29 protein-coding genes are annotated in these 24,223 nt (G+C 36.8%); 12 read left to right on the top strand and 17 right to left on the bottom strand.

The features are described from left to right. Positions 1-15 precede the first annotated feature (15 nt). Positions 16-1,083, bottom strand: coding sequence for a DUF3810 domain-containing protein (locus tag IWB64_RS13660; protein ID WP_194534522.1), 1,068 nt, complete (start codon positions 1,081-1,083; stop codon positions 16-18). Between the two features lie 143 nt (positions 1,084-1,226). Here IWB64_RS13660 and IWB64_RS13655 point away from each other — a divergent pair, with 143 nt between their 5' ends. Beyond that, the gene (locus tag IWB64_RS13655; RefSeq protein WP_194534521.1) at positions 1,227-2,687 is read left to right on the top strand and encodes an aminoacyl-histidine dipeptidase; all 1,461 of its coding nucleotides are present in this window, start codon (positions 1,227-1,229) and stop codon (positions 2,685-2,687) included. Positions 2,688-2,747: 60 nt separating this feature from the next. Here the strand turns inward: IWB64_RS13655 and IWB64_RS13650 are convergent, their stop codons facing one another. The 5 genes from IWB64_RS13650 to IWB64_RS13630 form a co-directional block, all read right to left on the bottom strand. Continuing rightward, a complete protein-coding gene (locus IWB64_RS13650; protein ID WP_194534520.1) occupies positions 2,748-3,104 on the bottom strand; it encodes a DUF805 domain-containing protein in 357 nt (118 codons plus the stop codon). A 141-nt stretch (positions 3,105-3,245) separates the two neighbouring features. Continuing rightward, entirely contained in the window at positions 3,246-4,292 is a 1,047-nt protein-coding gene (locus IWB64_RS13645; RefSeq protein ID WP_194534519.1) for a glycoside hydrolase family 5 protein, read from the bottom strand. A gap of 152 nt (positions 4,293-4,444) precedes the next feature. Then, complete coding sequence (locus IWB64_RS13640) at positions 4,445-5,557, bottom strand: peptidylprolyl isomerase (RefSeq protein ID WP_194534518.1); 1,113 nt, start codon at positions 5,555-5,557, stop codon at positions 4,445-4,447. 49 nt (positions 5,558-5,606) lie between these two features. Beyond that, positions 5,607-6,152 carry a gliding motility-associated peptidyl-prolyl isomerase GldI gene (gene gldI / locus IWB64_RS13635; protein ID WP_194534517.1) on the bottom strand — a complete coding sequence of 182 codons (546 nt, stop codon included), beginning with the start codon at positions 6,150-6,152 and terminating at the stop codon, positions 5,607-5,609. Further along, positions 6,149-7,165, bottom strand: coding sequence for a DHH family phosphoesterase (locus tag IWB64_RS13630; RefSeq protein WP_194534516.1), 1,017 nt, complete (start codon positions 7,163-7,165; stop codon positions 6,149-6,151). Before IWB64_RS13630 ends, gldI begins: the two co-directional genes overlap by 4 nt. Before the next feature lie 78 nt (positions 7,166-7,243). Here IWB64_RS13630 and IWB64_RS13625 point away from each other — a divergent pair, with 78 nt between their 5' ends. After that, on the top strand, positions 7,244-8,293 hold the full coding sequence (locus tag IWB64_RS13625) for an alkaline phosphatase D family protein (RefSeq protein WP_194534515.1): 1,050 nt from the start codon (positions 7,244-7,246) through the stop codon (positions 8,291-8,293). A 48-nt stretch (positions 8,294-8,341) separates the two neighbouring features. After that, positions 8,342-8,761, top strand: a complete 420-nt coding sequence (locus IWB64_RS13620) for a nucleoside-diphosphate kinase (RefSeq protein ID WP_194534514.1) — start codon at positions 8,342-8,344, stop codon at positions 8,759-8,761. A 57-nt stretch (positions 8,762-8,818) separates the two neighbouring features. On the opposite strand, the gene IWB64_RS13615 is transcribed toward IWB64_RS13620, so the two are convergent. The 3 genes from IWB64_RS13615 to recF are packed head-to-tail and all read right to left on the bottom strand — an operon-like array spanning position 8,819 to position 10,632. Then, complete coding sequence (locus IWB64_RS13615; protein ID WP_194534513.1) at positions 8,819-9,115, bottom strand: DUF721 domain-containing protein; 297 nt, start codon at positions 9,113-9,115, stop codon at positions 8,819-8,821. Next, on the bottom strand, positions 9,096-9,536 hold the full coding sequence (locus IWB64_RS13610) for a hypothetical protein (protein WP_226975892.1): 441 nt from the start codon (positions 9,534-9,536) through the stop codon (positions 9,096-9,098). Before IWB64_RS13610 ends, IWB64_RS13615 begins: the two co-directional genes overlap by 20 nt. Positions 9,537-9,552: 16 nt before the next feature. Continuing rightward, positions 9,553-10,632 (bottom strand): DNA replication/repair protein RecF, encoded by a 1,080-nt coding sequence (recF, locus tag IWB64_RS13605; protein ID WP_194534512.1) that lies wholly within the window; start codon positions 10,630-10,632, stop codon positions 9,553-9,555. 115 nt (positions 10,633-10,747) lie between these two features. Between recF and IWB64_RS13600 the strand changes: the two genes are divergently transcribed. The 7 genes from IWB64_RS13600 to IWB64_RS13570 all read left to right on the top strand — a co-directional run bounded on the left by IWB64_RS13600 (position 10,748) and on the right by IWB64_RS13570 (position 16,987). Next, positions 10,748-11,515 (top strand): tetratricopeptide repeat protein, encoded by a 768-nt coding sequence (locus IWB64_RS13600; protein WP_194534511.1) that lies wholly within the window; start codon positions 10,748-10,750, stop codon positions 11,513-11,515. Beyond that, the gene (gene ribH / locus IWB64_RS13595; RefSeq protein WP_194534510.1) at positions 11,515-11,997 is read left to right on the top strand and encodes a 6,7-dimethyl-8-ribityllumazine synthase; all 483 of its coding nucleotides are present in this window, start codon (positions 11,515-11,517) and stop codon (positions 11,995-11,997) included. The genes IWB64_RS13600 and ribH overlap by 1 nt, the downstream gene beginning before the upstream one ends. Before the next feature lie 202 nt (positions 11,998-12,199). Further along, entirely contained in the window at positions 12,200-12,499 is a 300-nt protein-coding gene (locus IWB64_RS13590; protein ID WP_194534509.1) for a riboflavin synthase subunit beta, read from the top strand. Beyond that, positions 12,499-14,349 carry a DNA mismatch repair endonuclease MutL gene (gene mutL, locus IWB64_RS13585; RefSeq protein ID WP_194534508.1) on the top strand — a complete coding sequence of 617 codons (1,851 nt, stop codon included), beginning with the start codon at positions 12,499-12,501 and terminating at the stop codon, positions 14,347-14,349. Before IWB64_RS13590 ends, mutL begins: the two co-directional genes overlap by 1 nt. Next, complete coding sequence (locus tag IWB64_RS13580; RefSeq protein ID WP_194534507.1) at positions 14,350-15,093, top strand: rhomboid family intramembrane serine protease; 744 nt, start codon at positions 14,350-14,352, stop codon at positions 15,091-15,093. It abuts the gene before it with no gap. 1 nt (position 15,094) lies between these two features. Beyond that, positions 15,095-15,961 (top strand): rhomboid family intramembrane serine protease, encoded by an 867-nt coding sequence (locus IWB64_RS13575; protein WP_194534506.1) that lies wholly within the window; start codon positions 15,095-15,097, stop codon positions 15,959-15,961. 3 nt (positions 15,962-15,964) lie between these two features. Next, positions 15,965-16,987 (top strand): endonuclease/exonuclease/phosphatase family protein, encoded by a 1,023-nt coding sequence (locus IWB64_RS13570; RefSeq protein WP_194534505.1) that lies wholly within the window; start codon positions 15,965-15,967, stop codon positions 16,985-16,987. Here the strand turns inward: IWB64_RS13570 and IWB64_RS13565 are convergent. Genes IWB64_RS13565 through IWB64_RS13530 form a run of 8 tightly spaced genes read right to left on the bottom strand, consistent with a single transcriptional unit; the run spans position 16,970 to position 21,970 of the window. Then, positions 16,970-17,290 carry a DUF6122 family protein gene (locus IWB64_RS13565; RefSeq protein WP_194534504.1) on the bottom strand — a complete coding sequence of 107 codons (321 nt, stop codon included), beginning with the start codon at positions 17,288-17,290 and terminating at the stop codon, positions 16,970-16,972. The genes IWB64_RS13570 and IWB64_RS13565 overlap by 18 nt on opposite strands. After that, on the bottom strand, positions 17,283-17,912 hold the full coding sequence (locus IWB64_RS13560; protein WP_194534503.1) for a WbqC family protein: 630 nt from the start codon (positions 17,910-17,912) through the stop codon (positions 17,283-17,285). Before IWB64_RS13560 ends, IWB64_RS13565 begins: the two co-directional genes overlap by 8 nt. 26 nt (positions 17,913-17,938) lie before the next feature. Next, on the bottom strand, positions 17,939-18,715 hold the full coding sequence (locus IWB64_RS13555) for a sulfite exporter TauE/SafE family protein (RefSeq protein ID WP_194534502.1): 777 nt from the start codon (positions 18,713-18,715) through the stop codon (positions 17,939-17,941). Further along, positions 18,699-19,772: a HesA/MoeB/ThiF family protein gene (moeB, locus tag IWB64_RS13550; RefSeq protein ID WP_194534501.1), complete on the bottom strand. Its 1,074-nt coding sequence runs from the start codon at positions 19,770-19,772 to the stop codon at positions 18,699-18,701. Before moeB ends, IWB64_RS13555 begins: the two co-directional genes overlap by 17 nt. Continuing rightward, positions 19,769-20,386 carry an NTP transferase domain-containing protein gene (locus IWB64_RS13545; protein WP_226975891.1) on the bottom strand — a complete coding sequence of 206 codons (618 nt, stop codon included), beginning with the start codon at positions 20,384-20,386 and terminating at the stop codon, positions 19,769-19,771. Before IWB64_RS13545 ends, moeB begins: the two co-directional genes overlap by 4 nt. Beyond that, entirely contained in the window at positions 20,349-20,822 is a 474-nt protein-coding gene (moaC, locus tag IWB64_RS13540) for a cyclic pyranopterin monophosphate synthase MoaC (RefSeq protein ID WP_194534500.1), read from the bottom strand. The genes IWB64_RS13545 and moaC overlap by 38 nt, the downstream gene beginning before the upstream one ends. Positions 20,823-20,879: 57 nt before the next feature. Then, positions 20,880-21,122: a MoaD/ThiS family protein gene (locus IWB64_RS13535; RefSeq protein WP_155596922.1), complete on the bottom strand. Its 243-nt coding sequence runs from the start codon at positions 21,120-21,122 to the stop codon at positions 20,880-20,882. 47 nt (positions 21,123-21,169) lie between these two features. Continuing rightward, the gene (locus tag IWB64_RS13530; RefSeq protein ID WP_194534499.1) at positions 21,170-21,970 is read right to left on the bottom strand and encodes a DUF6503 family protein; all 801 of its coding nucleotides are present in this window, start codon (positions 21,968-21,970) and stop codon (positions 21,170-21,172) included. Positions 21,971-22,032: 62 nt separating this feature from the next. Between IWB64_RS13530 and IWB64_RS13525 the strand changes: the two genes are divergently transcribed. Beyond that, positions 22,033-22,845 carry a TrmH family RNA methyltransferase gene (locus IWB64_RS13525; protein WP_194534498.1) on the top strand — a complete coding sequence of 271 codons (813 nt, stop codon included), beginning with the start codon at positions 22,033-22,035 and terminating at the stop codon, positions 22,843-22,845. 54 nt (positions 22,846-22,899) lie between these two features. Further along, on the top strand, positions 22,900-24,126 hold the full coding sequence (locus IWB64_RS13520) for a M48 family metallopeptidase (RefSeq protein ID WP_194534497.1): 1,227 nt from the start codon (positions 22,900-22,902) through the stop codon (positions 24,124-24,126). The last annotated feature ends 97 nt before the right edge of the window (positions 24,127-24,223 follow it).

Raw genomic sequence — 24,223 nt, 5'->3', positions numbered from 1 at the left:
ACTGATGTATTTAAATTAAAGCGGATATTTCTCGTGATACCCCACCATTAATTCTACAATCTTACCATAACTCTTAATACCGTCTTTCTGCTGATTGGCTTTTAAAAAAGTACTGAAAATAGACTTGAAAATGGGCTCAAAAGGATTGACAAATTCTAGGTTATGCTCATAAAGCTCCCTGTAATTCTCTTGTACCCCAATATTTACTTTGGCGTACAGTTCATCAAATTTCTCCTTATCCGTACGTCTTATGGCGCTCAAGCAATGACTGAGTGCATAAGCAGAAGCCGAATACTGAAAATAATGGTCTTCATTTTTAATAGTCACCAAATACCCTATAAAATTAGTTTCATTTTCTTTTGAATACCCCACCTGGTGTCCTACCTCATGCCCACTTACCACAGGAAACCTAAACTCCGGAGTAAGCGCATTTACCTGAGCTTCATTGGTAAACGGATTTAAATAACCACCAATGCCCATATAACTGGCCAATTTACTGAACATAGACTTCTTTAGACTGCGATGGTCATATTCTAAAAACGGAAGTTGTTTTTCTAACTGCTTATAACCATCTACGGTTTTATCAAAGATTTCCTTGCGGCTATACGGTACCTGTACTCTTTTTGTACTGTCTGAAGTGAGTTCAAACTGAAGTTGGTTTGTTTTTACAATCAATCTTTCAGCTAAATCAATAACATCACTGGTTTGTACGCTATCCCGAATAGCAAAATTTTCGGCAATTGGTTTTCGGTAGTAATTTAAACCCCAAACCAAATTAAAAGTGAAGTAAAACACTGAGAGCACCACCACTACATTCCGCAAAAACTGAAAAGGAAATTGTCTGATTTTCAATCGGTTTACATAGAGATATCTCATGCCGAGCACAATAAGTAGCACATACATAATTTCGCCTACCGAAAAAGGAACCCACCCAAAGAGAATCCTAAAAAATTGACTGATTACAGGATAAATGCCATTACTATAATAGGTCTCTACGATCTCCGGATTACCACCTAACCAGCCTACCAAAAGAATTTGAGGAAGCAAACTTAAAGCGATACCGTTTCTTAACTTATTTTTCAAAAATCTGTTTTTAGTCTTAAAATCATCTCATTATAATAATGAGAATTTTAGCAACATTCATACGACCTATATAAAGCCAAAATTAACCAAATATCATCCATACCAATTTTTGACTGCGTATTTTTGCAAAAATATAACATCACATGAACGAAGCTATAAGAGAATTACAACCCAAGGAGGTCTGGAATAAATTTGTGGATCTAAATGCAGTTCCACGTCCATCAAAAAAAGAAGAGCGTGTCATACAATTCATGCTAGACTTTGGTGAGTCACTTGGTCTTGAAACTTTTAAAGATGCTGTAGGCAATGTTATCATAAGAAAACCCGCTAGTAAGGGTATGGAGAATAGAGTTACCGTTACCCTGCAATCGCATTTAGATATGGTACATCAAAAAAATAACGATACCATATTTGACTTTGACAAACAAGGTATTGAAATGTTCGTACAGGACGACTGGGTTAAAGCTAAGGGCACAACCCTTGGTGCAGATAACGGTATGGGGGTAGCGGCTATAATGGCCTTATTACAAAGCACAGAGATTACTCACCCACCATTAGAAGCTCTCTTTACCATTGATGAGGAAACGGGAATGACCGGTGCCATGGGTCTTGAAGGTGGTATTTTAAAAGGTGAGATATTATTGAACCTGGATACCGAGGAAGATGATGAGTTAGATATTGGCTGTGCTGGTGGAATTGACATTACCGCAACCAGAAAGTATAGTGAAAAATCAGCGCCTCGTGCTACGGTAGCTTATGAAATTACGGTTAACGGATTAACCGGAGGACACAGTGGTATTGAGATTCATAAAGGTCTTGGTAATGCTAACAAAATTATGAATCGTTTTCTTTACGGAGCTTCTAATTCTTTTATGTTACGTATTTCAGAAATAGATGGAGGTAGTCTTAGAAATGCAATTCCCAGAGAAAGTGTGGCAAAGATTGTTATTCTTAAAACGCAAAGCGAAGAATTTGAAAAGACTCTAAAAGAATATGAATCTATCATAAAAAAAGAACTGAACGTTTTAGAGCCCAACCTTAAAGTGTCTTTTAAATCTATAAAGTCGCCTGAGGGCGTTATGGGTATTGGAGCACAAGAACGTTTACTAAAGGGTATTTATGCTGCTCACAATGGTGTTTACGCTATGAGTGCCGCTATTCCTGATTTAGTGGAAACTTCTAATAATGTGGCCCGTGTTCTTGTAAAAAATGGAAAGGCAAAAATAGGATGCTTAACAAGATCTTCTGTAGATTCTGCGAAGATGGATTTGGCAAATGCCTTAAAATCGACCTTTGAATTGGCTCGTTTTGATGTTGAATTCAGTGGAACTTATCCTGGGTGGACACCAAATGCGGATTCCAAAATACTTAAAGTAGCAGAAGCAAAATATAAAACGCTTTTTGGCGAAAAACCAAAAGTAGCTGCTTGCCATGCCGGATTGGAATGCGGTATTCTAGGTCAAAACTATCCTGAGATGGATATGATTAGTTTTGGACCCACAATTTTAGGAGCCCACTCACCAGACGAACGGGTCAGCATTTCCTCAACACAGAAATTTTGGAAGTTTCTATTGAATATTTTAGAAGACATTCCTAAAAAATAAATCACAAAAAAAAAGGGTTTGCTATAATGGCAAACCCTTTTTTAGATATTTTAAATCCGACTATACTTTCTGCAAAGTCGCCTCTTCTTCTATTTTTGGATTAGCTCCATATTGGTTTTCTCCTTCTTCACTATCAGTACAAGCCAAAATAAAGTTGTAAATAGGCACAAGTAAAAACCATCCACTTTTACCAACATCATGCATTCTTCTTACACCAACGGCAATACCGGGTATTAACACTCCTAGTGAATAAATTAAAGACAAAAAGAGAAGTGCTGGAACATCAACCACAATGGATATAATTTGCAACCCATAAGAAATCAATATATTGAACAAGAAAAACATCCAATATTCTTTTCTTCTGGCACGACCTTCAAAGCCTGCATAGTTCTGTAAAACTTTTAAATACCAATTCATAGGTTTAAGATTTAGGGTTGTTTCAATTTATGAATGGTACAAACGCGCATCTTTACGAAGTATTATGATTTTTTAGATGAACTGCAGGATAAATGAATAAAATAGATTATCGGCAGAATTCCGTTCTATTTCAGGTAGGTTTTAGTTTTTCTGTTTAATTTCAGCTCGGACCATTTGTCCTGACGGAGTAATCTCACTTAAAGGCCACCCTCCCAAACCGCTTGCGCCGGGTTTAAGAGCGGCCGAGTTCTCTTCTTTATCCGCAACGGACCAATTGCACCATGAAATAGCGTTGGCATCTAAAAACGCCCACCACTCCTCCACCGAAACAATATCTATAAAACCGTCACCCGTATATTCCGTTACACCGTATTCGGTTACAAACAAAGGCACATCATTGTCTAATGCTGTTTGTGCATCAGTACGTAAATCTTCTTTGTGGGTTGATGCATAATAATGTAATGTGTACATAATATTGGAATCAGCTAACTTATTCCCTATAACTTCAGATACGCCTTGAGACCAATTACGGGTACCACACACCACTATATTATCAGAGTCGTATTTTCTTATTTCAGCCACAACTGCTTCGTGATAGGGTTTTAAGACAGCTTCCCATGAAACATCTAATGGCTCATTATACGTTTCATAAATTATATTGGGATAGTCTCCATATTTCTCAGCGACTTCGGCAAAAAACGATTTAGCGTCCTCTACATGGTCTTCCGCATGATGACTATGCCAATCTACCAAAACATAAATACCTTCTTCAATTGCAGCATCTATCACTTCAAACACCTTCGCTTTTTCAATAACTGCATTGGTAAGGTATCCTCCATCATCCTCAACACCCATTGAAGCACGAATAACCGTTATATTCCAATCGTCCTTTAACCATTTTACGGTTTCTTTGGTGTAGAATTCGCCCATCCACTGGCTCCAGAATAAAGACATTCCTCGCAATTGTACAGGGTCTCCATTTTCATCAACCATATTTTTTCCATCAACGCGCAACTGTCCGTATTCTTCCACTGCTGTATTAATTATTGATTCAGGAGCCTCACTTTCTTCCTTTTCTTCCTTTTGAGCTTCTAAGGTTTCCTCTGTCTCAAGAACAGCTTCCGCTTTTGAACTACATCCCAGAAAAACAATAAAAACGAATGTAAAAACAAACTTAAGTAGTTTCATATTTCTATATTTTTGAATTATTTTTCAGCCTTTATCCAGTTCTTTCGGTAATAATTGCCCATCCAATTTTCTCAATATAATCATATATTTTTAAAACTATTGGGCATAAAAAAACCCGCAATAAGCGGGTTTATATTTTACAAGTTGGTTTTTTACTCGACCTCTCCAGTTATTTCAAGATCAAATACTAAATCTGCACTAGGTGGTATTGGACCAGTACCTTGAGGACCGTAACCTAAATGCGAAGGAATAAAAATTCTAGCTTTATCCCCGATTTTCATATTCAAAAGACCTTCTTTAAAACCAGCAATTAAACTAGCATCTGGGCTGTAAATCATTGGAATAGGCTCATAACCGCCACCTTGCTTTCTTCTCTCATCAAATTTGTTGTATTTAGTAGCAATATCTTCATAGTTACTATCAAATAAAGTTCCATCTTCTAAATATCCCGCATAGTAAACAAGTACTTGACCACCAATAGTCGGCTTTTCTCCGCCACCTTCTTTCAATGTTAATATTTTAAGACCACTAGGTAATTCTTTAGCTTTTCCCTTTTCACCTTCAAGTGCTGCAACAAAATCGGTTTTCATCTTTTCAAATGCCGCTATTTTTGCTTCTTCCTCAGCAAAATAATCGGTCATAACCTGTACAGCATCAAATTTCTTAGCTGCTTTGCCATTACGAACAATCTCAACACTGTTCATAACAACATCTACTAAAGGTTTGTCCTGTGAGGCTGCATCTTTAGAAGTCTCTGTAGTTGCTATGGAATCAACAACACCTATACCTTCTACTACGTGACCAAATACCGTATGCCTCCCATTTAAAAACGGGGTTTCTTTATGCGTGATAAAGAATTGACTTCCGTTAGTAGCAACTCCAGAATTGGCCATAGATACGATTCCTTTTTTATCATGTACTAAAGAATCATTAAACTCATCCTTAAATTTATATCCTGGGTTTCCCGCACCTGTACCTGTTGGATCTCCTCCTTGAATCATAAAATCTTTAATAACCCTATGAAAAATAAGACCATCATAAAATTTCTTTTCTTTTAGGCTATCAGTAACAAACGGACTGTCGCCTTCCGCCAATGAAATAAAGTTTGCCACCGTAACAGGTGTTTTCTCATATTCCAACTTTATAATAATATCCCCTTTACTAGTATGGATATCTGCAAAAAGACCATCTCCTAACTCAGAATACTGACTTTTACAACTGGCTAGCAAAACCACTAGGGTAATTACGTAATAGATTTTTTTCATGTCTTAAACCTTTGTTTATATTTTACTTTTATTAATTATTAGATAAGCTCTACTCTACTAATTCTTGATTTTTTTCAATTTTAAACACCGATAAAGTAACCTTAAACGGTACATTTATTCCAATCTTATCATTATCGCCATGATAGCCATACCCCAAAGAAGAAGGAAACAGAAAAGTGCCTGTCTCACCTTCTTTTAACATTTTTACACTATTTCTCAAACCAGGAAATAAATCCTGTTTATCTACCTTATAAGTTAGTGTACCAATATCATCCATACTGTAAATAGTATCGTTCTTTAGGCTGATAATATTATAACTCATTATAACCAAATCATCTGGCTGTGCCGTATAGTCTGCCGACTCATTCTTAACATTATAGAAGAACCAAGACCCACTGGCGGAATGCGTATACTCATGCACCGTATCTTTGGCCATCAAGTCTTGCAATAATTTCTCTTCTTTAGCCAAAAGCTCTTTGCTCCGTTTTACCGATTGCTTAAAAAAGCTTCCTGATTTTACTTCAACGGGCCTTCTTGGTTCCGGTCCCCCACAACTAACTAGGGTTATTAAAAAAATAAGACTTAAGATTCTCATGCCTGTAATTGGTCTTGATGATTTTCTAAAAGTGATTCAAAATAAACAGCGGTTTCCTTGAGTGATCTATCGCTTTTTCCTCCCGCAGCATTATTATGACCGCCTCCTTCAAAATAGGTTCTTGCAAATTCGTTTACGTTGAAATCGCCTATGGATCTAAAAGAAATTTTTATAATCCCTTCTTCTTTATTCTCTATAAAAATAACGGCAAAGATAATACCTTCAAGGGTAAGTCCGTAATTAACGAAACCTTCCGTATCTCCTTTTTGATACTTATACATATCAAGCTCATCCTGACTTAACGTAATATAAGCTGTCCTGTATTTATCGTGAATAACCATATTCTTAAGGGCACAACCCAAAAGATGCAACCTTCCTGGCGTATTCGTATCATAAATTTTATGATGAATCTGTGTGTTTTCAGCACCTTTGTCAATTAAATCAGCAATAATACGATGCGTTCTACCCGTAGTGGATCTAAACTTAAAAGAGCCCGTATCTGTCATGATTCCAGTATAAAGGCAATCCGCCATTTCTGACGTTATTTTATCTACATCTCCCAAAAACTCAATGAAGTTGTATACCATTTCGCAGGTAGAACTCATTAACACATCTGAGTACATAATCTCTGCGTAGTCCGACGGTGCTTGATGATGGTCAATCATAACAAAAGGCACTGTCAAGTCCTCCAAAACAGATTGCATCTGCCCTATTCTACCCAAATGATTGAAGTCTAAAGTAAAAACTACCGTAGCTTCAGCTATTTTTTCTTTAGCTTGACTATTATGCTTTTCAAAATTTAAGATGTTCTCGTTTCCGGGCATCCATTTTAAAAACTTAGGATAGTCATTAGGTGCTACAACTACAGCTTCTTGCCCTCTATTAATAAGGTAATGACAAAGTGCCAAAGTTGAACCAATGGCATCGCCATCAGGGTTTTTATGCGGTACAATTACAATTTTTTGCGGTTGGGAAAGTAGTTGCTGAACCGCTTTTATAGACTCCAAATTCATGCGTGCAAAGATACAATTTAATAACGTAGTCTTTTAAGGCAAAGTCTTATTTTTGTAGTAAGATTTTAAAACCAATATATGTTTAATAAGTATATCACCATTTGTTTATTATGTATAGCTACGGCCTGTAAGACGCAAAACCAAGTAGAAGGGACTACAAATGACAAGATGATCGCCACGACCCCTAAAGCCGATTTTACCTTGGCATTTGGCTCTTGCAATAAGCAAAATGAAACCAATTTACTTTGGGACGATATTCTTAATACAAAACCGGATGTTTGGGTTTGGGGCGGTGATAATATTTATGCCGATACTGACAATATGAAACGCCTGCATACTATGTATGCCAAACAAAATGCCGTTGAAGGATACCAAAAACTTAAAAGTGAAGTACCCGTAATTGGTACTTGGGATGATCACGACTACGGACTGAACGATGGCGGTGTTGATTTTGACAAAAAGAAGGAAAGTCAGCAAGAGTTTTTAGATTTTATGGATGTAGGCAAAAATGACCCGCGAAGAACTCAAGAAGGTGTATACGCTGCGCATACGTACAATACACCGAAAGGAAGTATAAAAATATTGGTACTGGACACTCGGTATTTTAGAACTGACCTTACTATAGATACGGAAACTAAAAAACGTACCATACCTAACGACTATGGTGTGGGTACTATTCTTGGTACAACGCAATGGAATTGGCTAACCGAAGAACTCAAAAATTCAACAGCCGATTTTAATATCTTGGTAAGCAGTATTCAAATACTATCTAATGAACATGGGTTTGAGACCTGGGGCAACTTCCCGCATGAAGTAGATAAACTGGAGAAACTAATTGTTGATTCCAAAGCAAAAGGTGTTATTGTTCTCTCTGGAGACCGTCATATCTCTGAGTTCTCTAAGACCGAAATAGCTGGAGTAGATTACCCTTTAGTAGATTTTACAAGCAGTGGCCTTACACATACCTACACGAAATTCAATGGCGAGCCCAATCCGTTCAGGGTGGGCGACGTTGTTTTTACTAAAAGTTTTGGACTAATTAAATTCAATTTTAAAACTAAAGAAGCGCAAATGCAAATGATCGGAAACAACTTAAAAGTGATGGGTGAATTACATCAAACCTATTAAAAGTTGCCGATTGTTGAATAAAGCGTATTTTTGCAAAAAATTATTACAATGACTACGAACAGAACATTTACGATGATCAAACCCGATGCGGTTGAAAACGGACACATTGGTGGCATTCTGGAAAAAATAACTTCCGCAGGCTTCAAGATCGTCGCCATGAAATATACACAACTTAGCACAAGAGATGCGCAAGAGTTCTATGCCGTTCATAATGAACGTCCGTTTTACGGAGAATTGGTAGAATTCATGAGCCGTGGCCCTATTGTTGCCGCTATCTTGGAAAAAGACAATGCTGTTGATGATTTTCGCGCATTGATTGGAGCAACTAATCCTGCTGAAGCAGCTGAAGGTACTATTAGAAAATTATTTGCTTCAAATATCGCCGAAAATGCGGTACATGGATCAGATAGTGATGAGAATGCAGCTATTGAAGGTGCTTTCCATTTTTCTGGAAGAGAGATTTACTAAGATAGTATACTTTTATAAAAAGCCCGTAAACTTCAAATATTTGAAGTTTACGGGCTTTTATCTTAATACCAGTTTTTGCACCAATTCCTTGCCCAAATCTTCATTGAGCATCTTTACTATTTTTGATTTCCCCAAGCTTAATTCTTCACGAAGTACGGAAGATGATAAAGCTACAAAAAGCGTATCTCCCCTAAGCTCAATATCTGTTGTATAATTATTGACGCCGTTACCCATTAGATTACGCCATGCTTCACGCGCATCTACCTTATCCATACCTTTCTGAAGCCTATTTTCCTTTATGAATTCATTCAGGGCTTGGCTCATATTCAAATTCTCATTTCTTCTCTTCGCCATCTTTTTGGATTGAAATAGGTTCAAATCTTTTGTAATCGTAACGAATTCCTTCTTCGTTCAACACAGAGAAAGTAGTATCATCTAATTCCACTAACTTCTCAGACCATTCACTAAGCTCCGTTTTATAGTTAATTGAAAAATCGTTCTCTTTTCCAACAATTACAAATGCTTCTGCATCATCTGAGGTTCTATAAGTCCCATCCAGCCTAGGCTGCATTTTTTTACGGTATCCCTCATCTCCATCCATAGAAATATAATCTATGCTAGTATTCACTTTATATTCTTTAATATTTCCGTCAGGAAAGGTTACTTGCGTAATTTCCCAATATCCATCAAGTTTATTTAAATCCTCTTTTGAAATACCAGAAGAGCATGCCAAAAACAAACCTATGAACCCCATTAAAAATATCTTCTTCATCATTTTTAAAAATCTATTCCTATAATTTAAACAATTTATACGTTTGGTGTATTTGTTTTACCACTTCTTCTGTGCGTTCTGCATGGGTATCGCTAATAAAAATTTGACCAAAATTTTCATTGTTCACCAAAGCTACGATATGTGCCACCCGATGTTCATCTAATTTATCAAAAATATCATCCAGCAATAAAATAGGTGTTGTTTTAGATCGAGCTTTTATAAACTGAAACTGGGCGAATTTTAAAGCAATAAGAAACGATTTCTGCTGCCCCTGACTACCAAATTTTTTAATAGGATGACCTGAAATTTCAAAACCTAAATCATCTTTATGAACCCCAACCGAGGTATATTGCAAGGCTCTATCTTTTTCAATGGACCTCTCTAAAAGAGTTAATAAATCGTCATTAAGCAACTTACTGTCATAACTTAACGAAACTTCTTCCCGTCCTCCGGATATAGCTATGTATTGCTCTTTGAAAATAGGAATAAAAGTCTCTAAAAAAGCTAATCGCTTATCAAAAATTTTGGTTCCATAATCATTTAATTGTTCGTTATAAACCGCTAGGGTGTCTTTATTGAACGTATGGTTAATCGCAAAATATTTTAAAAGGGAATTTCTCTGCGCCAGTACCTTATTGTATTTTATAAGGTCTTGCAGATAGCTTTTATCAGATTGAGAAATAACTCCGTCTATAAACTTTCTTCTTGTGTCGCTGCCCTCTATGATAAGGTCACGATCTGCAGGAGAAATTATCACCAAAGGCAACAAACCTATATGATCAGACAACCGATCGTAGGCTTTACCGTTACGCTTAATGATTTTTTTTGCACCACGTTTTAAGCTACAAACTATCCTTTCTTCGCGATCATCTTTTTGAAACTCTCCATCAATTACAAAGAATTCTTCATCGTGTCTTATGTTCTGTGTAGAGACGGGATTAAAATAGCTTTTACCAAAGGAAAGGTGGTACACCGCATCTAAAATATTGGTTTTCCCAACACCGTTTGGACCCACCATACAATTGATTTTTTTATCGAATTCAATATCCTTTGAGTCAAAATTTTTGTAGTTGATGAGGGATAATTTCTTTAAAAACATGCGCTATAATTCCAGTTTTGACGGTACTTGGTTCACAAACCGCAAAAATAACGAATAAATACCCTTTCGGTTTTGGATAAAACCATTATTTTTGCGCGACCAATAAAATTATAAAATGGCTACATATAAGAAGCGGGGTTTTAAACCAAAAGACAAAGCAGAAGAGCAAGAGATTACAGAACAAGAAAGCGCAACTGCAGAAGTTTTTAGTACACTAGACGAAAGTGCCTCCAAAACCGAAGCTTGGGTAGCCGGTAACCAGAATTATATTCTAGGTATCATTGGTGTTATAGCTGTTGGTGTTCTTGGGTATTTGGCATACACACAATTTGTAGTAAAGCCAAAAGAGGCAAGTGCTGCTAATGAAATGTATTATCCTCAACAATATTTTGATCAAGCACTTAATAGTCCAACTGCAAAAGATTCTTTATTCAATCTTGCTTTGAACGGTGCCGAAGGAAAATATGGTTTTCTAGATATTATAGGTGAATATAGTGGTACAAAAGCTGCTAACTTAGCAAACTACTCTGCTGGTATGGCGTATTTGAACATGCAGAAGTATCAAGAGGCTATTTCTCATCTTGAAAACTTTAGCTCAGAAGATGATATTCTTGGCGCTTTGGCAAAAGGTGGTCTTGGTGATGCTTTTATGCAGTTGGGTCAGCCAGAAGATGCTTTAGGGTATTATGACAAAGCTATTGCTCATAGTAGCAATAACTATACAGCTCCTAAATTCTTATACAAAGCAGGTGTTACTGCTCTAGAATTAAAACAAAATGATAAGGCATTAGCATATTTTCAGAAAATCAAAGATGAGTATTCATCTTCTGATGAAGCACGTACAGTAGACGCATTTATAGGAATGGCTAAAACCAGCAACTAATGGCCACTGCAAACAAAAACTTATCTATCTACGATAAAGCAAAAATCCCAGACGCGAAGAATTTTCGGTTTGGGATTGTTGTTTCAGAATGGAATACCGAAATAACCGAAGGTTTATACTCAGGAGCTATTGATGCCCTTTTAGATTGTGGCGCCTTGGAATCTAACGTAATACGCTGGGATGTTCCAGGGAGTTTTGAATTAACCTATGGCTGTAAAAAAATGGCAACCACACAAGACGTGGATGCTGTTATTGCTATAGGAAGCGTTATACAAGGAGAAACCAAGCATTTTGATTTTGTTTGTAGCGCTACTGCACAAGGTATTAAAGATTTGAACGTACAATTAGATACGCCAGTTATTTTCTGTGTGCTGACTGATAACAACATACAGCAATCACGAGAACGTAGCGGGGGCAAACATGGCAACAAAGGTACCGAGGCTGCTATAGCTGCTATACAAATGGCTAGTTTAGGTAAATAGAAATAGTACAAACTTCATTTAAAAATCTTACTTTCTGGGTAAGGTCCATTCCCAAGAGAACAAGTAAATTGCCTGCTTATCCCTTTTTGAAACAGAGTGGGGAACAGTTTTATCCCTTACAAACCCATATCTCACGGTCTGTTAACAAATTTTGGCAGCTGTAACACGGCATATTTTTCGATTTTAAGTAACTTTGGAGTTCATGGGAATGCTAAGTAAATTCACGCGCTTAAAGCGAAGTAAAAAATTCGATTACGCCCCTCGTTATTATGACGATAAGGGTAAAGGCAATCCGTTTAAAATCGAACCAAAACTCGATCAATTTAGAAGTACACTAAACCCAGCAAGAGGTTTAAAAGGAAAATTTGGCAGCGCCATGTCCGATGTGAAGCGCCAAGGAGATAACAATATAAAAGTAAGAATGGCCATTATCATAGCCGTTTTAGTATTGATTGTACTTTATATCATCGATTTTGACATCTCTATATTCTTCCCTAAATAATGGCAGATATTATAAAACTTTTACCAGACCATGTTGCTAATCAGATAGCAGCGGGTGAAGTGGTTCAACGCCCTGCCTCTGTGGTGAAGGAGTTGCTTGAAAATGCCATTGATGCTGGTGCTAATAATATAAAACTAATTATTAAAGACGGCGGAAAAGTTCTTATTCAGGTGGTTGATGATGGTTTGGGTATGAGTGCCACAGATGCCAGACTGAGCTTTGAGCGGCATGCCACTTCCAAAATCCAAAAAGCAGAAGATCTTTTTAATTTAAGCACCAAAGGTTTTCGCGGTGAAGCTTTAGCATCCATTGCTGCTATTGCACATGTAGAAATGCAGACCAAGCCCGAAAATGAAGAACTAGGTACCCATCTAAAAATAGAAGGCAGTAAAATTATATTCCAAGAAGCAAGCGTTACCCCAAAGGGTACTTCTATGGCGGTCAAGAATTTATTTTTCAATATTCCTGCAAGACGTAATTTTCTAAAAAGCAATCAAGTAGAACTCCGCCATATTACAGATGAGTTTCATCGGGTAGCTTTGGCACATCCTACAATTGCCTTTCATTTTTATAATAACGGGAGTGAGCTCTTTAACCTTCCATCAGACAATTATCGGAAACGGATTGTGAATATTTTTGGAGCCCGAACGAACCAAAAATTGGTTCCTGTAGAGGAAGAAACGCCAATTGTAGTTATCAAAGGGTTTATAACAAAGCCTGAATTCGCTAAGAAGAGTCGTGGAGAACAGTTTTTCTTTATCAATAACCGATTTGTAAAAAGCCCTTATTTACACCATGCAATAGTAGCGGCGTTTGAAGGACTTATAAAATCTGATAGTTACCCTGGTTACTTTCTTTATTTGGAGGTTGACCCAGCGTCTATTGATATAAATATTCATCCCACTAAAACCGAAGTCAAGTTTGATGATGAACATAGTCTGTACGCTATTTTAAGGTCTACTGTTAAACATAGCTTAGGACAATTTAACGTTGCCCCTGCCCTAGATTTCGAACACGACCCTAATTTACAGACACCTTATGAATTCAAAAATAAGTCGGTCATACAGCCAAATGTAACCGTAAATTCAGGATTCAATCCTTTTCAGGAAACAAAGAATACACCCACTGCTTCTCGTAGCTATCAAAAACCAAATACACAGAGCTGGGAAAGCTTGTATGTTGGTCATGAATCAAAAATGGGAGCTGATGATAGTGCAGGAAGCATTAGTTTTGAGTCGGACATCATTACAGGTTCTATATTTGAAGGAGAAAAAGAATCAACAGAAGCCGTTACGACTACCTTCCAAATTAGAAGAAAATATATAGTAACTACCATAAAGTCAGGTATGGTTGTTATAGACCAGAGCAGAGCACACCAAAGAGTACTTTATGAGAAGTTTTTAAAGAACAGTACAGTACAACAAGCTGTTAGTCAACAATTATTGTTCCCATTAAACATTGCTTTCTCAAAATCAGAAATCATTGCACTTCAAGAAATTGAGGATATTTTGGTCTCCATTGGATTTCTCTTTGAAAAAATAGAAGGCGAATCCATTACCGTTACTGGTGTTCCATTATTGGTGGCAGAAAGCGAGGTTGGCATGATATTAGACCAATTGATTTCTGATTACCAACAGGAGATAACCGACGAAAGTTTTTCTCATACGGACATACTTTCAAAAACCTTGGCAAAGACTTTGGCAGTCAAAACTGGAGAAACATTGGACAACGCCTCTCAAATTGCCCTTGTAAACGACTTGTTCGCTTGTAAGGAAGCCATGGTTAGTCCGTTTAATAAACCGGTATACATCACTATTACCGAAAATGACATTGACAAAAAATTTATTTAGATGGGAAAACTAACCGAAGCCATAAAGCACCTACTCATAATTAACGTTCTGTTTTTTGTGGCAACCTCTATGTATGGTGATCAGATGTATCAGTGGTTTTCGTTATGGTTTCCAAAAAACGAAAATTTTGCTTTTTATCAGGTTATAACTCATATGTTCATGCATGGTGGTTTCATGCATATTGCCTTTAACATGTATGCTTTGTGGGCCTTTGGAACGCCACTAGAGAAAATGTGGGGACGTAATAAATTTTTATTTTTCTATTTCTCTGCAGGTTTGGGATCTGCATTACTCCATACAGGCGTCAATTATTACTATTTTAACGAGGGTATGCAAGCCCTGGTTAGTAGTGGAATGACCGAGAGTAACGTCCTGGATATCATCTCAGCAGGTCAATACAGTCCGGATTGGTATAACATCGCATCAAAAAGTACGATAGATAATTTCCTATCTGCTTACAACACTCCGGCCGTTGGAGCATCAGGAGCTATTTACGGAGTTTTAGTAGCCTTTGGCATGATGTTCCCTAATAGCGAGTTATTCTTGATTTTCCTTCCTATTCCTATAAAAGCAAAGTTTTTTATTCCAGTTTTAATCGGGTTGGATTTGTTTTCAGGGGTAACGGGATACGCTATTTTCGGTCAAGGTATAGCTCATTTTGCTCATATTGGAGGAGCCTTATTTGGCTTTCTGATGATGTGGTATTGGAAAAAAAATCAGTTTAACAACAACCGCTGGAACTAATATGACAAACGGAGACTTAAAATATCAATATGCACGATTGAGCGTTTCTGAAAAGCTCATAGCCATTAACGTTATTGTTTTTATCGTTATGGGCCTCATTACCGCACTAATTAGCCCGAATGTTGAAAATTGGTTTGCCCTACCCAAAGATTTTTTCGACTTTCTAATGCAGCCATGGTCTATTATAACTTACTCTTTTTTACATGGTGGTATATTCCATATTCTTTGGAACATGTATATACTTTATGTGGCCGGACGTATTTTACTGAACCTTTTTGACGGCAGACGATTTTTGAATATTTATTTTCTAGGTGTTATTTTAGGCGGACTATTATTCCTTTTAAGTTATAATATTTTTCCAACGCTAATAAGCGTAAACGCTTCCTTGATCGGAGCATCAGCAGGGGTAATGGCCGTACTTATTTTTGTGTGTACCTATATCCCAAACCAAGAGGTTCGTCTTTTCTTTTTTAATGTAAAACTCTGGCAAATAGGGTTATTCGTTGTTTTAATGGATTTGGTTCAGATTCCTATGGGAGGGAATATAGGTGGGCGAATAGCGCATTTAGGAGGTGCTTTATTAGGCTATATGTACGCCAGACAGCTTTATAATGGTAGAGACATTGGCGAAGGGTTTTCAAATTTTGTTGATGGTGTTGTCAACCTCTTCAAGAAAAGCGAAAAGAAAGCTCCAATGAAAACGGTTTTTAAAAACAATCAAAAAACAGCGGCCAAAAAGGCTAATTACGATAAAAAGACACACCAGAAAAAAATAGATGCTATTCTGGATAAAATCAGTAAATCTGGATACGAAAGCCTTTCGAAAGCAGAGAAAGACTTTTTATTCAAAGCTGGTAAGGAAGATTAATATATGAAAGGACTTTCATTTTTTAATAAAATACTTTTTTTCTTTAATGTAGTTTTTGCTTTTGCGCTTTTAATAGCTTGCATAGTTCCGTATCTATCCTTAGAGATTTTTCCTTTTTTATCTATATTAAGTATAGGCGTACCTGCTCTGGTTGTTGTTAACACACTATTTTTCTTATACTGGTTATTCAGCCTTAAAAGACAGGCTTTCACTTCTTTATTTATTCTCGTACTGGGCTATTTTATCCTAGGTACCTTTTTAAAATTCAGTTCTAAAGCTGTTGATTTTAAAGAAGATGAATTAAAAATCATGACTTACAATGTTCGTGGTTTTAATAGTAATGGAGTTATAGATAATGACAGTATACCTCAGCTTACAAAACGTTTAATTCGTAATGAAAATCCAGATATTCTCTGTTTTCAAGAAGTAGGCTACAATATGGATGTGAATTACTTAAACTATCCATATCACTTTTTCAAAAAAATACACTCGGGAGACAAAGTACATATGGCTATTTTTTCAAAATACCCGATAACGAAAGCAGAAATAATAAATTTCCCTGAAAGCATCAACAATGGTTCTTATGCTGATATCTTATACAAAGGAGACACCTTGCGACTCTACAATTTACACATGCAATCACTCGGCATAACACCTGGTACTGGTGTTTTGCGTTCCCAATCTTCAGAAAAACTTTTAAAGCGGGTTACAAGCAAATTTAAAAAGCAACAACAGCAAGCCGAGATTATAGCTGAACACAAAGCTAACAGTCCTTATAAGAATCTAGTTTGCGGTGACTTTAACAATACACAATTTTCTTCTGTCTATCACACCATAAAGGGTGATATGCAAGATTCTTTTATTGAAAAAGGCTCGGGTTATGGCCGCTCCTTTAATTTTTTAAAGATTCCTATTCGCATTGATTTTATCATGGCCGATTCTAATTTTGAAGTTATGGGTCACAAGAACTATGATGAAAAATATTCAGACCACTTCCCCGTTATGGCTTCATTTAGATTGAAATAGGAAGAAACAATCTGTGACATCCGCCAAAATATGAATCAAAAAGGCCAATCCGAAGATTCTTGTTTTTTTGAAGTATAACAATCCAAAGTAAATAGCAATAGCCCAATAACTGTGTAATGGATGAAAACCAATGCTACATCGGTTGGCATCAAAAACTGGACTAGCCAATAAATGGTCTAAATCTATTACAATACCCGCCAACAATATAAGAATAGCCTTTAACCGATATTCCTTATAAAAATACCACCCAACAAAGATGGGTACTAAAAAATGAATGCCGTAATGCATGAGAAATCTAAGCATTCAAGAAACTTATTTTTTGGTTCTTTAAGTAACTTAGTGCATTTGTACCTTCATTAAAAAGTAAATCCAATACACTGGTGTTCCCGGAAAACTCATTTCTATCGGAAAAAACTTGATTGTATTCTTCCTGATCAAAATTCAACTTACCCTTTGGGTTCACAAGAAATCTACCATCTAAAAAACCTTCTCGACTTACATCATATGTTACCGTTTTCTCAGTTGGCATATCCATCTGAAGACAATCACAAATAATTTCTATGGTTAGCAGGTTGTAATCTAACAAATACTCATATTGCTTCTCATAAAGCGGAGCTATCTCATCTTCGTAAAATTCAAAAAAAGGTGAAGTTCTATAAGCCGTTTTTAAGGTACGCCAGTGTTGGCGCTGCCATTCGTAGGTATTATCTAATTTAACATCTTTATTCAGCCTACCCTGCTTGTTACTCACATGTTGTATAGGTATGCTAAGCATATGTCTTCCACGGTCATTACAGACGTAAGCTCTGTTACGGTACGTTTGTTTCTGGAAGTTATCTTGAACTTCCCAACAAATCTCATTTTGAGCTATTACAGAAAAAGTTGCTATATCAGGAAAATAAGCTGGGTTTAAAAGAATTTTCAATGCTATTACTTTTTAAAATTGTTTTATTAAAATATCTCTGGGATATATTTGAGTAAAATACGAACCCCTACAATAAAAACCAATAAGGCCGTTACCCTCTTTATACCTTTGGGGGTAAATCTCTTTAAGCTCATACGAATACCCAGCTGCCCGCCAATTAGTACAGAAACAACTAGAGCCAACGTTTCCTTCCAAGGGAGATCTAACATTCCTCCTTGAATTAGGCCAGCTAAGCCTGAAATGGAATTCACTAATATAAAAAAACTGGCCAAAGCAGCTATTTTAATCGATTTGTCCCACCTAAGGTGATTTAGTATCGGTGCTAAAAATATACCGCCGCCAATACCTACAAGTCCAGATAAAAGACCAATTCCACCACCCAATATATAAGTTAAGAACTTGGGATATTTAGCAACCTTTTCAGAAAAATCTCTTTTTGAAAAAGTTTGTGAAGCCAAAAATATCGAAGAAGTTACAAGTGAAAATCCCAATAAAAGAAAGAAAACATTTTCTTCCAGTCGAAAAGAGGCTCCAAGAAACGCCAACGGTATACTGGCCAATACAAAGGGTAAAAAGTCTTTTAAATTCGCATGACCATTTTTAAAATATAAAAAAGTGCTACCCGAAACCACCACCAAGTTACAAACCAAAGCTATAGAACGTATGGCAAAAAAGCCTCCTAAAAATAAAGTCAATAAGGCTAGATAGCTAGACCCACCGCCAAATCCTACAGAAGAGTACAATGTAGCTACAATAAAGAAACCCAAACACAGGAGCACCAGGTTTTCAGTACTTAGCGGCATGTTTTGAAATTTGGTTCATCCCTCCTTCTACATTAATCAAACTGGCATTGGCATGTAATCCTTTGAGTTTCTCTACAGCTTTTCTACTGCGTACCCCAGACTGACAAACGACGTAAATTTTAGCGTCGTACAAAATCTCACCATACCGTTCATCAAGTTCGGAAAGTGGAATATTCTTAGCAAAAGATAAATGGTTTCTATTGAACTCCTTAGCAGTGCGAACATCTATAAGTTGCACCTCATTCTTATCTATAATTTGTTGAAAAGCATCCGAAGCAATAGAATTTATAGGCACTTCACAATCAAAATCATAATTCTTTTGAAGTGCCTTTCTCTTTAGGTTTTCAGGATTCAACAAAAAACGGATTTTTTGAAAATTGTTTGAAAGTCCATCAAAAAGCAACAATTTTCCTGAAAGGGTCTCCCCTATTCCTGTAATCACTTTCACGGCCTCCAAAGCCTGAAAATTACCAATGATTCCCGGTACAATACCCAAAACTCCATTTTCATTACAATTAGGCATTTCGTCTGCTTTTGGCATTTCAGGAAAAAGACAACGGTATGTAGGTCCTCCTTCAAAATTAAAAACACTTACTTGCCCTTCAAAACTGTGTAATGCTCCGTAAACAAAAGGTTTATTCAAAATCACACAAGCATCGTTAACCAAATATCGGGTAGGAAAATTATCAGAAGCATCAACTACCACATCATAATCAGAAATAATTTCAAGCGCATTTTCTCGTGTCAAAAATGTTTCGTGAGAAATGATTTTAGTTTCTGAATTCTGTTCTTTCAATTTTAAAACAGCGGTAGCTACCTTGGGCTTATTTATGTCTTTTTCAGAATATAGTACTTGCCTGTGTAAGTTAGATAGCGACACCACATCATTATCTACAATACCCAAAACTCCCACACCCATAGCATTCAGATAGGTAAGAACGGGAACCCCAAGCCCACCAGCTCCTACCACCAGTACTTTGGCCGACTGTAACTTTCGTTGAGCCTCCATACCAAACTCTTTTAGAATCGTTTGTCGGTCGTAGCGTTCTACGTTCATTCTACTGATAATTTCACGATGGCTTCCTTATACTCTTCCTCAGAATTTGCATTCAGAAGTACATTAGGGTTGGTAGGAAAAACCAATTTCACCTCGCTATTAATTAAATATTTTCTTGGGCAAGTTCCGTTACCGTTTTCCAAATAGGCTAAACTTTCTTCAAAAGCTTTTGGCTCCCAAATAGCACAGAGGGGTTCGGGCAAAGGGTCCTCTTTTTGGGCGAACGAAGTGGCTACTTTATTCGGGTCGCGAGCAGCTATTAATTCTTGCAGCGCTAGAAGGTCCATTAATGGAAGGTCACACGCCAAAACCAACCAAGCCACATCAGGCTGTTTTAAATGAGCAGATAGGAGTCCGTTGTAAGGCCCTCTATACTTGTTCTCATCAACAATTACTTCTATTTCATCCGCAATCTCATTCTGCTGCTCCGGTCTAATGCTCAAAAAAGTCTTTTCACAAACCCTTCCCAATAGATTATAAAGATAATCGCGTTGTGGCATACCGTGGTACGGAATTAAACCTTTGTCTTTTCCCATTCGGGTGCTTTTTCCTCCGGCTAGCACCAAACCGTATATTTCAGGACCTATAATCATTCTTTCCTCCTGTTTTTTCATCCAACTGAACGTTAGTTATTTGTATATCGTGAGACAACGCCTTACACATATCGTAAATAGTTAATGCACTAACCGATACTCCTGTCAACGCTTCCATCTCAACTCCCGTTTTCTCCGTACATTTTACGGTACAACTAATTTCTAAAGCTTGCCCATTGGGAACAATATCAATTTGTACTTTGGATAAGTTGATTTGATGACAAAGCGGAATCAGTTCTGATGTTTTCTTAACTGCCTGAATACCTGCAATTACTGCCGTTTGTATTATACTTCCTTTTTTACCCAAAAAATCTTGGGCTGCCAAGGTATCAAAAACCTCTTTTGGAAATTCTACTCGACCAGAAGCCACAGCTGTCCTGGATGTTACTTTTTTCTCGGATACATCTACCATTGCCGCGTTTCCCGAAGCATCAATATGTGAGAGTTTTTTTTCCATGAATCTACACTCTTATTACAATTTTTGAATTGACGAAGATGCCTTTATAGTTCTATATTACCCACCACTTACGGGAGGGATTATGGCAATTTCATCACCTTTACTTAAAATCCTAGCATCTTCGGCATACTCGCTGTTTACAGCTACCGCTAAAGAAGAAAGCTTCCCGAAATCCGGAAAGCTATTATTCAATTTCTGTTTCAATTCCGAAACCGATTTGGGCATTTCATCACCCTCCTCGAAACGAAACGATGACCTACCTACTATATCTTTGGCTATGCCGAATAACAAGACCTCCATATTCAAATAAAATTTAAAGATACAAGGTACTTAAAAAATAAGAAAAATTAAGGCTTTAAGATGACATTAGCATTTTCCGGAACAGCATAAAATGCATCAGGTTTTGAGGTTTCCTCTAGAACAATATTATCAAAAGTTACCGTTTTTTTAACCTCCTTTATTGATTTACCTTCATTTAAGTACCAAGTAATAGATTTAGGTAATTTTGCCCCATTAACATCTGCCCCATCGTTATAACGAATAAAGCTCAATTTGTCAGATTTCTCATCCGTTCCATAGGTAAATGTATATGCTAACCAAGCCATTTCGTAGGTTTCAGAGTCATAATACAAATAGTAATCATCTTTTGATGAAGCTCCAACGCCGTCATTATAACTTATGTGAATCCCAGGGTAATTTTTACCATCATAAACTAAATCTTCGGCAACTTTATAATTGATTCCAGAATCTGCCAAAACAAAAGGCATAGCATAGAAATAGAACATAAGATTATGATATAGTTCAGCATTACCTTTATAGGTCTTTGCTTCATCTAATAACCAAACATCTTTACCGTCAAAACCAATTTCAACCGGAGGGGTTTCAACTTTATCTTTTCTTGAATGCAAATCTATGGTGTGCTTTTCATTACCATCTGGCTTCACAATTTCAAAGCTCAGTGTGCGTTTACCTCTCCAGTTCTTTAAGCTACCATGGGCTGCAAAAACTTTGTTCAGTGCTTCAGGATAATTATCGTTCTCCTCATTTACCCCTGTTTTCAATTCCTTTTGATCAGATTTGCTTTGCTTAGGTGCTTCTTTACAGTTGGTTAGAACTAAAACCAGTAAAATTGTAAAAATTTGTTTCATGTGTTTATTTTTAGTTTTAGGTACATAGGTCGCGCAATTACACTTTTATTTACATTTGCGGTATGCATGAAATTAAGCAAATCTCTAGCGTTCAAAATGCGTTGGTAAAGAAAATACTGCTTTTAAAGGAAAAGTCTAGAGAACGAAAGAAAACCGGACTTTTTATTATAGAAGGCCAACGGGAAATTGAATTAGCACTCAAAGGTGGTTATGAAATTGAAACTGTGCTTTTTCAACCGGACTTGATTGACTTGAACACAACTAATGCACTTTTTGGAAACAGTAAATTAACCCCTGATTATATTGAAGTTACGAAGGATGTTTACCAAAAACTGGCCTATAGACAAACTACTGAAGGTGTTTTGGCCATTGCCATAAGCAAACCCACATTGCTGGAAGAATTGGAATTAAAAAATAAAAATCCGTTAATTCTCGTTGCCGAAGCTCCCGAAAAACCAGGAAACATAGGAGCATTATTACGTACCGCCGATGCCGCAAACCTTGACGCAGTTATCATTACCAACCCAAGAACAGACCTCTACAACCCTAATATAATACGCTCTAGCGTGGGCTGCGTTTTTACAAACAAGATAGCCATTGGTAGTACCTCTGAAGTTATTGAGTTTCTGAAAGCTAAAAATATCAATATTTACTGCGCAGCACTTTCTGCTTCTGAAAATTATATTAAAACCGATTTCATTCCTGCTTCGGCAATTGTGGTTGGGACGGAAGCGGACGGACTTTCGCAAGAATGGCTGGATAACTCAACCCAGAACATTATAATTCCTATGCAAGGAGAGATAGATTCCATGAATGTATCCGTCTCAGCGGCTATTGTTATCTTTGAAGCGAAAAGACAGCGGAATTTTGAATAAATAAAGCCTCAATTCTCAACATACCAACTCCCATATACCAAAAACAAATACCGAATGAGCATTCTGTTTTATACTATCATTGCCATTCTCGTGCTACAATTTATCCTCGAGACCGTTCTAGATTACCTAAACGCCAGACGCTATAACGACCCTATACCACAGGAACTCAATGATGTTTTTGATGAGGAGGAGTATAAAAAATCACAAGCATACAAAAAGACCAATTATAGTTTTGGATTATTAACATCTACCTTTTCCTTTCTCTTAACCTTGTGTTTTTTGGTTTTTGGTGGATTTGAATGGATAGACCAACTAGTACGTAGCACAACCAGTCAACCTATACCAATGGCTTTAATGTTCTTTGGTATTATTATGATCGGAAGCGATATCCTTACCCTTCCTTTATCCTACTATTCTACCTTTGTAATAGAAGAGAAATTCGGTTTCAACAAGACTACCAAAGGCACTTTCTTTTTAGATAAAATAAAGGGCTGGTTAATGACCGCAGCAGTAGGTGGACTCCTTTTAGCTGTAATCATTTGGTTCTTCCAATGGGCAGGCACTAATTTTTGGTTGTATGCTTGGGCTCTTGTATCTATTTTTACGGTGTTCATGAACTTATTTTACAGTAAACTCATTGTGCCTCTTTTCAATAAGCAAACACCTCTAGAAGATGGAAGCTTAAAAACCAAAATAGAAACCTTTGCCAAGAACGTTGGTTTTGAGCTCAATAATATATTTGTAATAGACGGTTCAAAACGCTCCACAAAAGCCAATGCCTATTTCTCTGGCTTTGGCAAAGAAAAAAGGGTTACCCTATATGACACCTTAATAAACGACCTAGATGAAGAAGAGATTGTTGCTGTTTTAGCCCATGAAGTAGGACACTACAAGAAAAAACACATTATTTTCAACCTCATAGCATCTTTATTATTAACAGGTATCACACTATTTGTATTGTCATTGTTTGTCAACAACCCTGCAGTATCTATGGCTATTGGCGTATCTCAGCCTAGTTTTCATGCAGCCCTAATAGGTTTTGGTATTCTTTACAGTCCTATCTCAGAAATAACGGGATTGATTATGAATCATTTCTCTAGGAAATTTGAATATCAAGCAGATGATTATGCCAAAAAAACTTATGCTGCACAACCGTTGATTACCTCATTAAAAAAATTATCTAAAAACAGTTTAAGCAACCTTACTCCTCATCCTGCCTTCGTTTTTATGCACTATTCTCACCCTACTCTTCTGGACCGGATTCAGAATTTAAAAAAGTAGCACAACCATCAATATTCAAAATTAAAGACACTTTGACATAGCCAAAAAAGAGGGTCAATTTTTGTTGTACGACTGCTAAGATTGTTCTATTTTTATT

It is taken from the genome of Zobellia nedashkovskayae, from assembly GCF_015330125.1.
In the GTDB taxonomy this organism is placed as follows: domain Bacteria; phylum Bacteroidota; class Bacteroidia; order Flavobacteriales; family Flavobacteriaceae; genus Zobellia; species Zobellia nedashkovskayae.
Note: the sequence above shows the minus strand (reverse complement) of the source record. Positions and strands in the feature narration are given on the sequence as shown.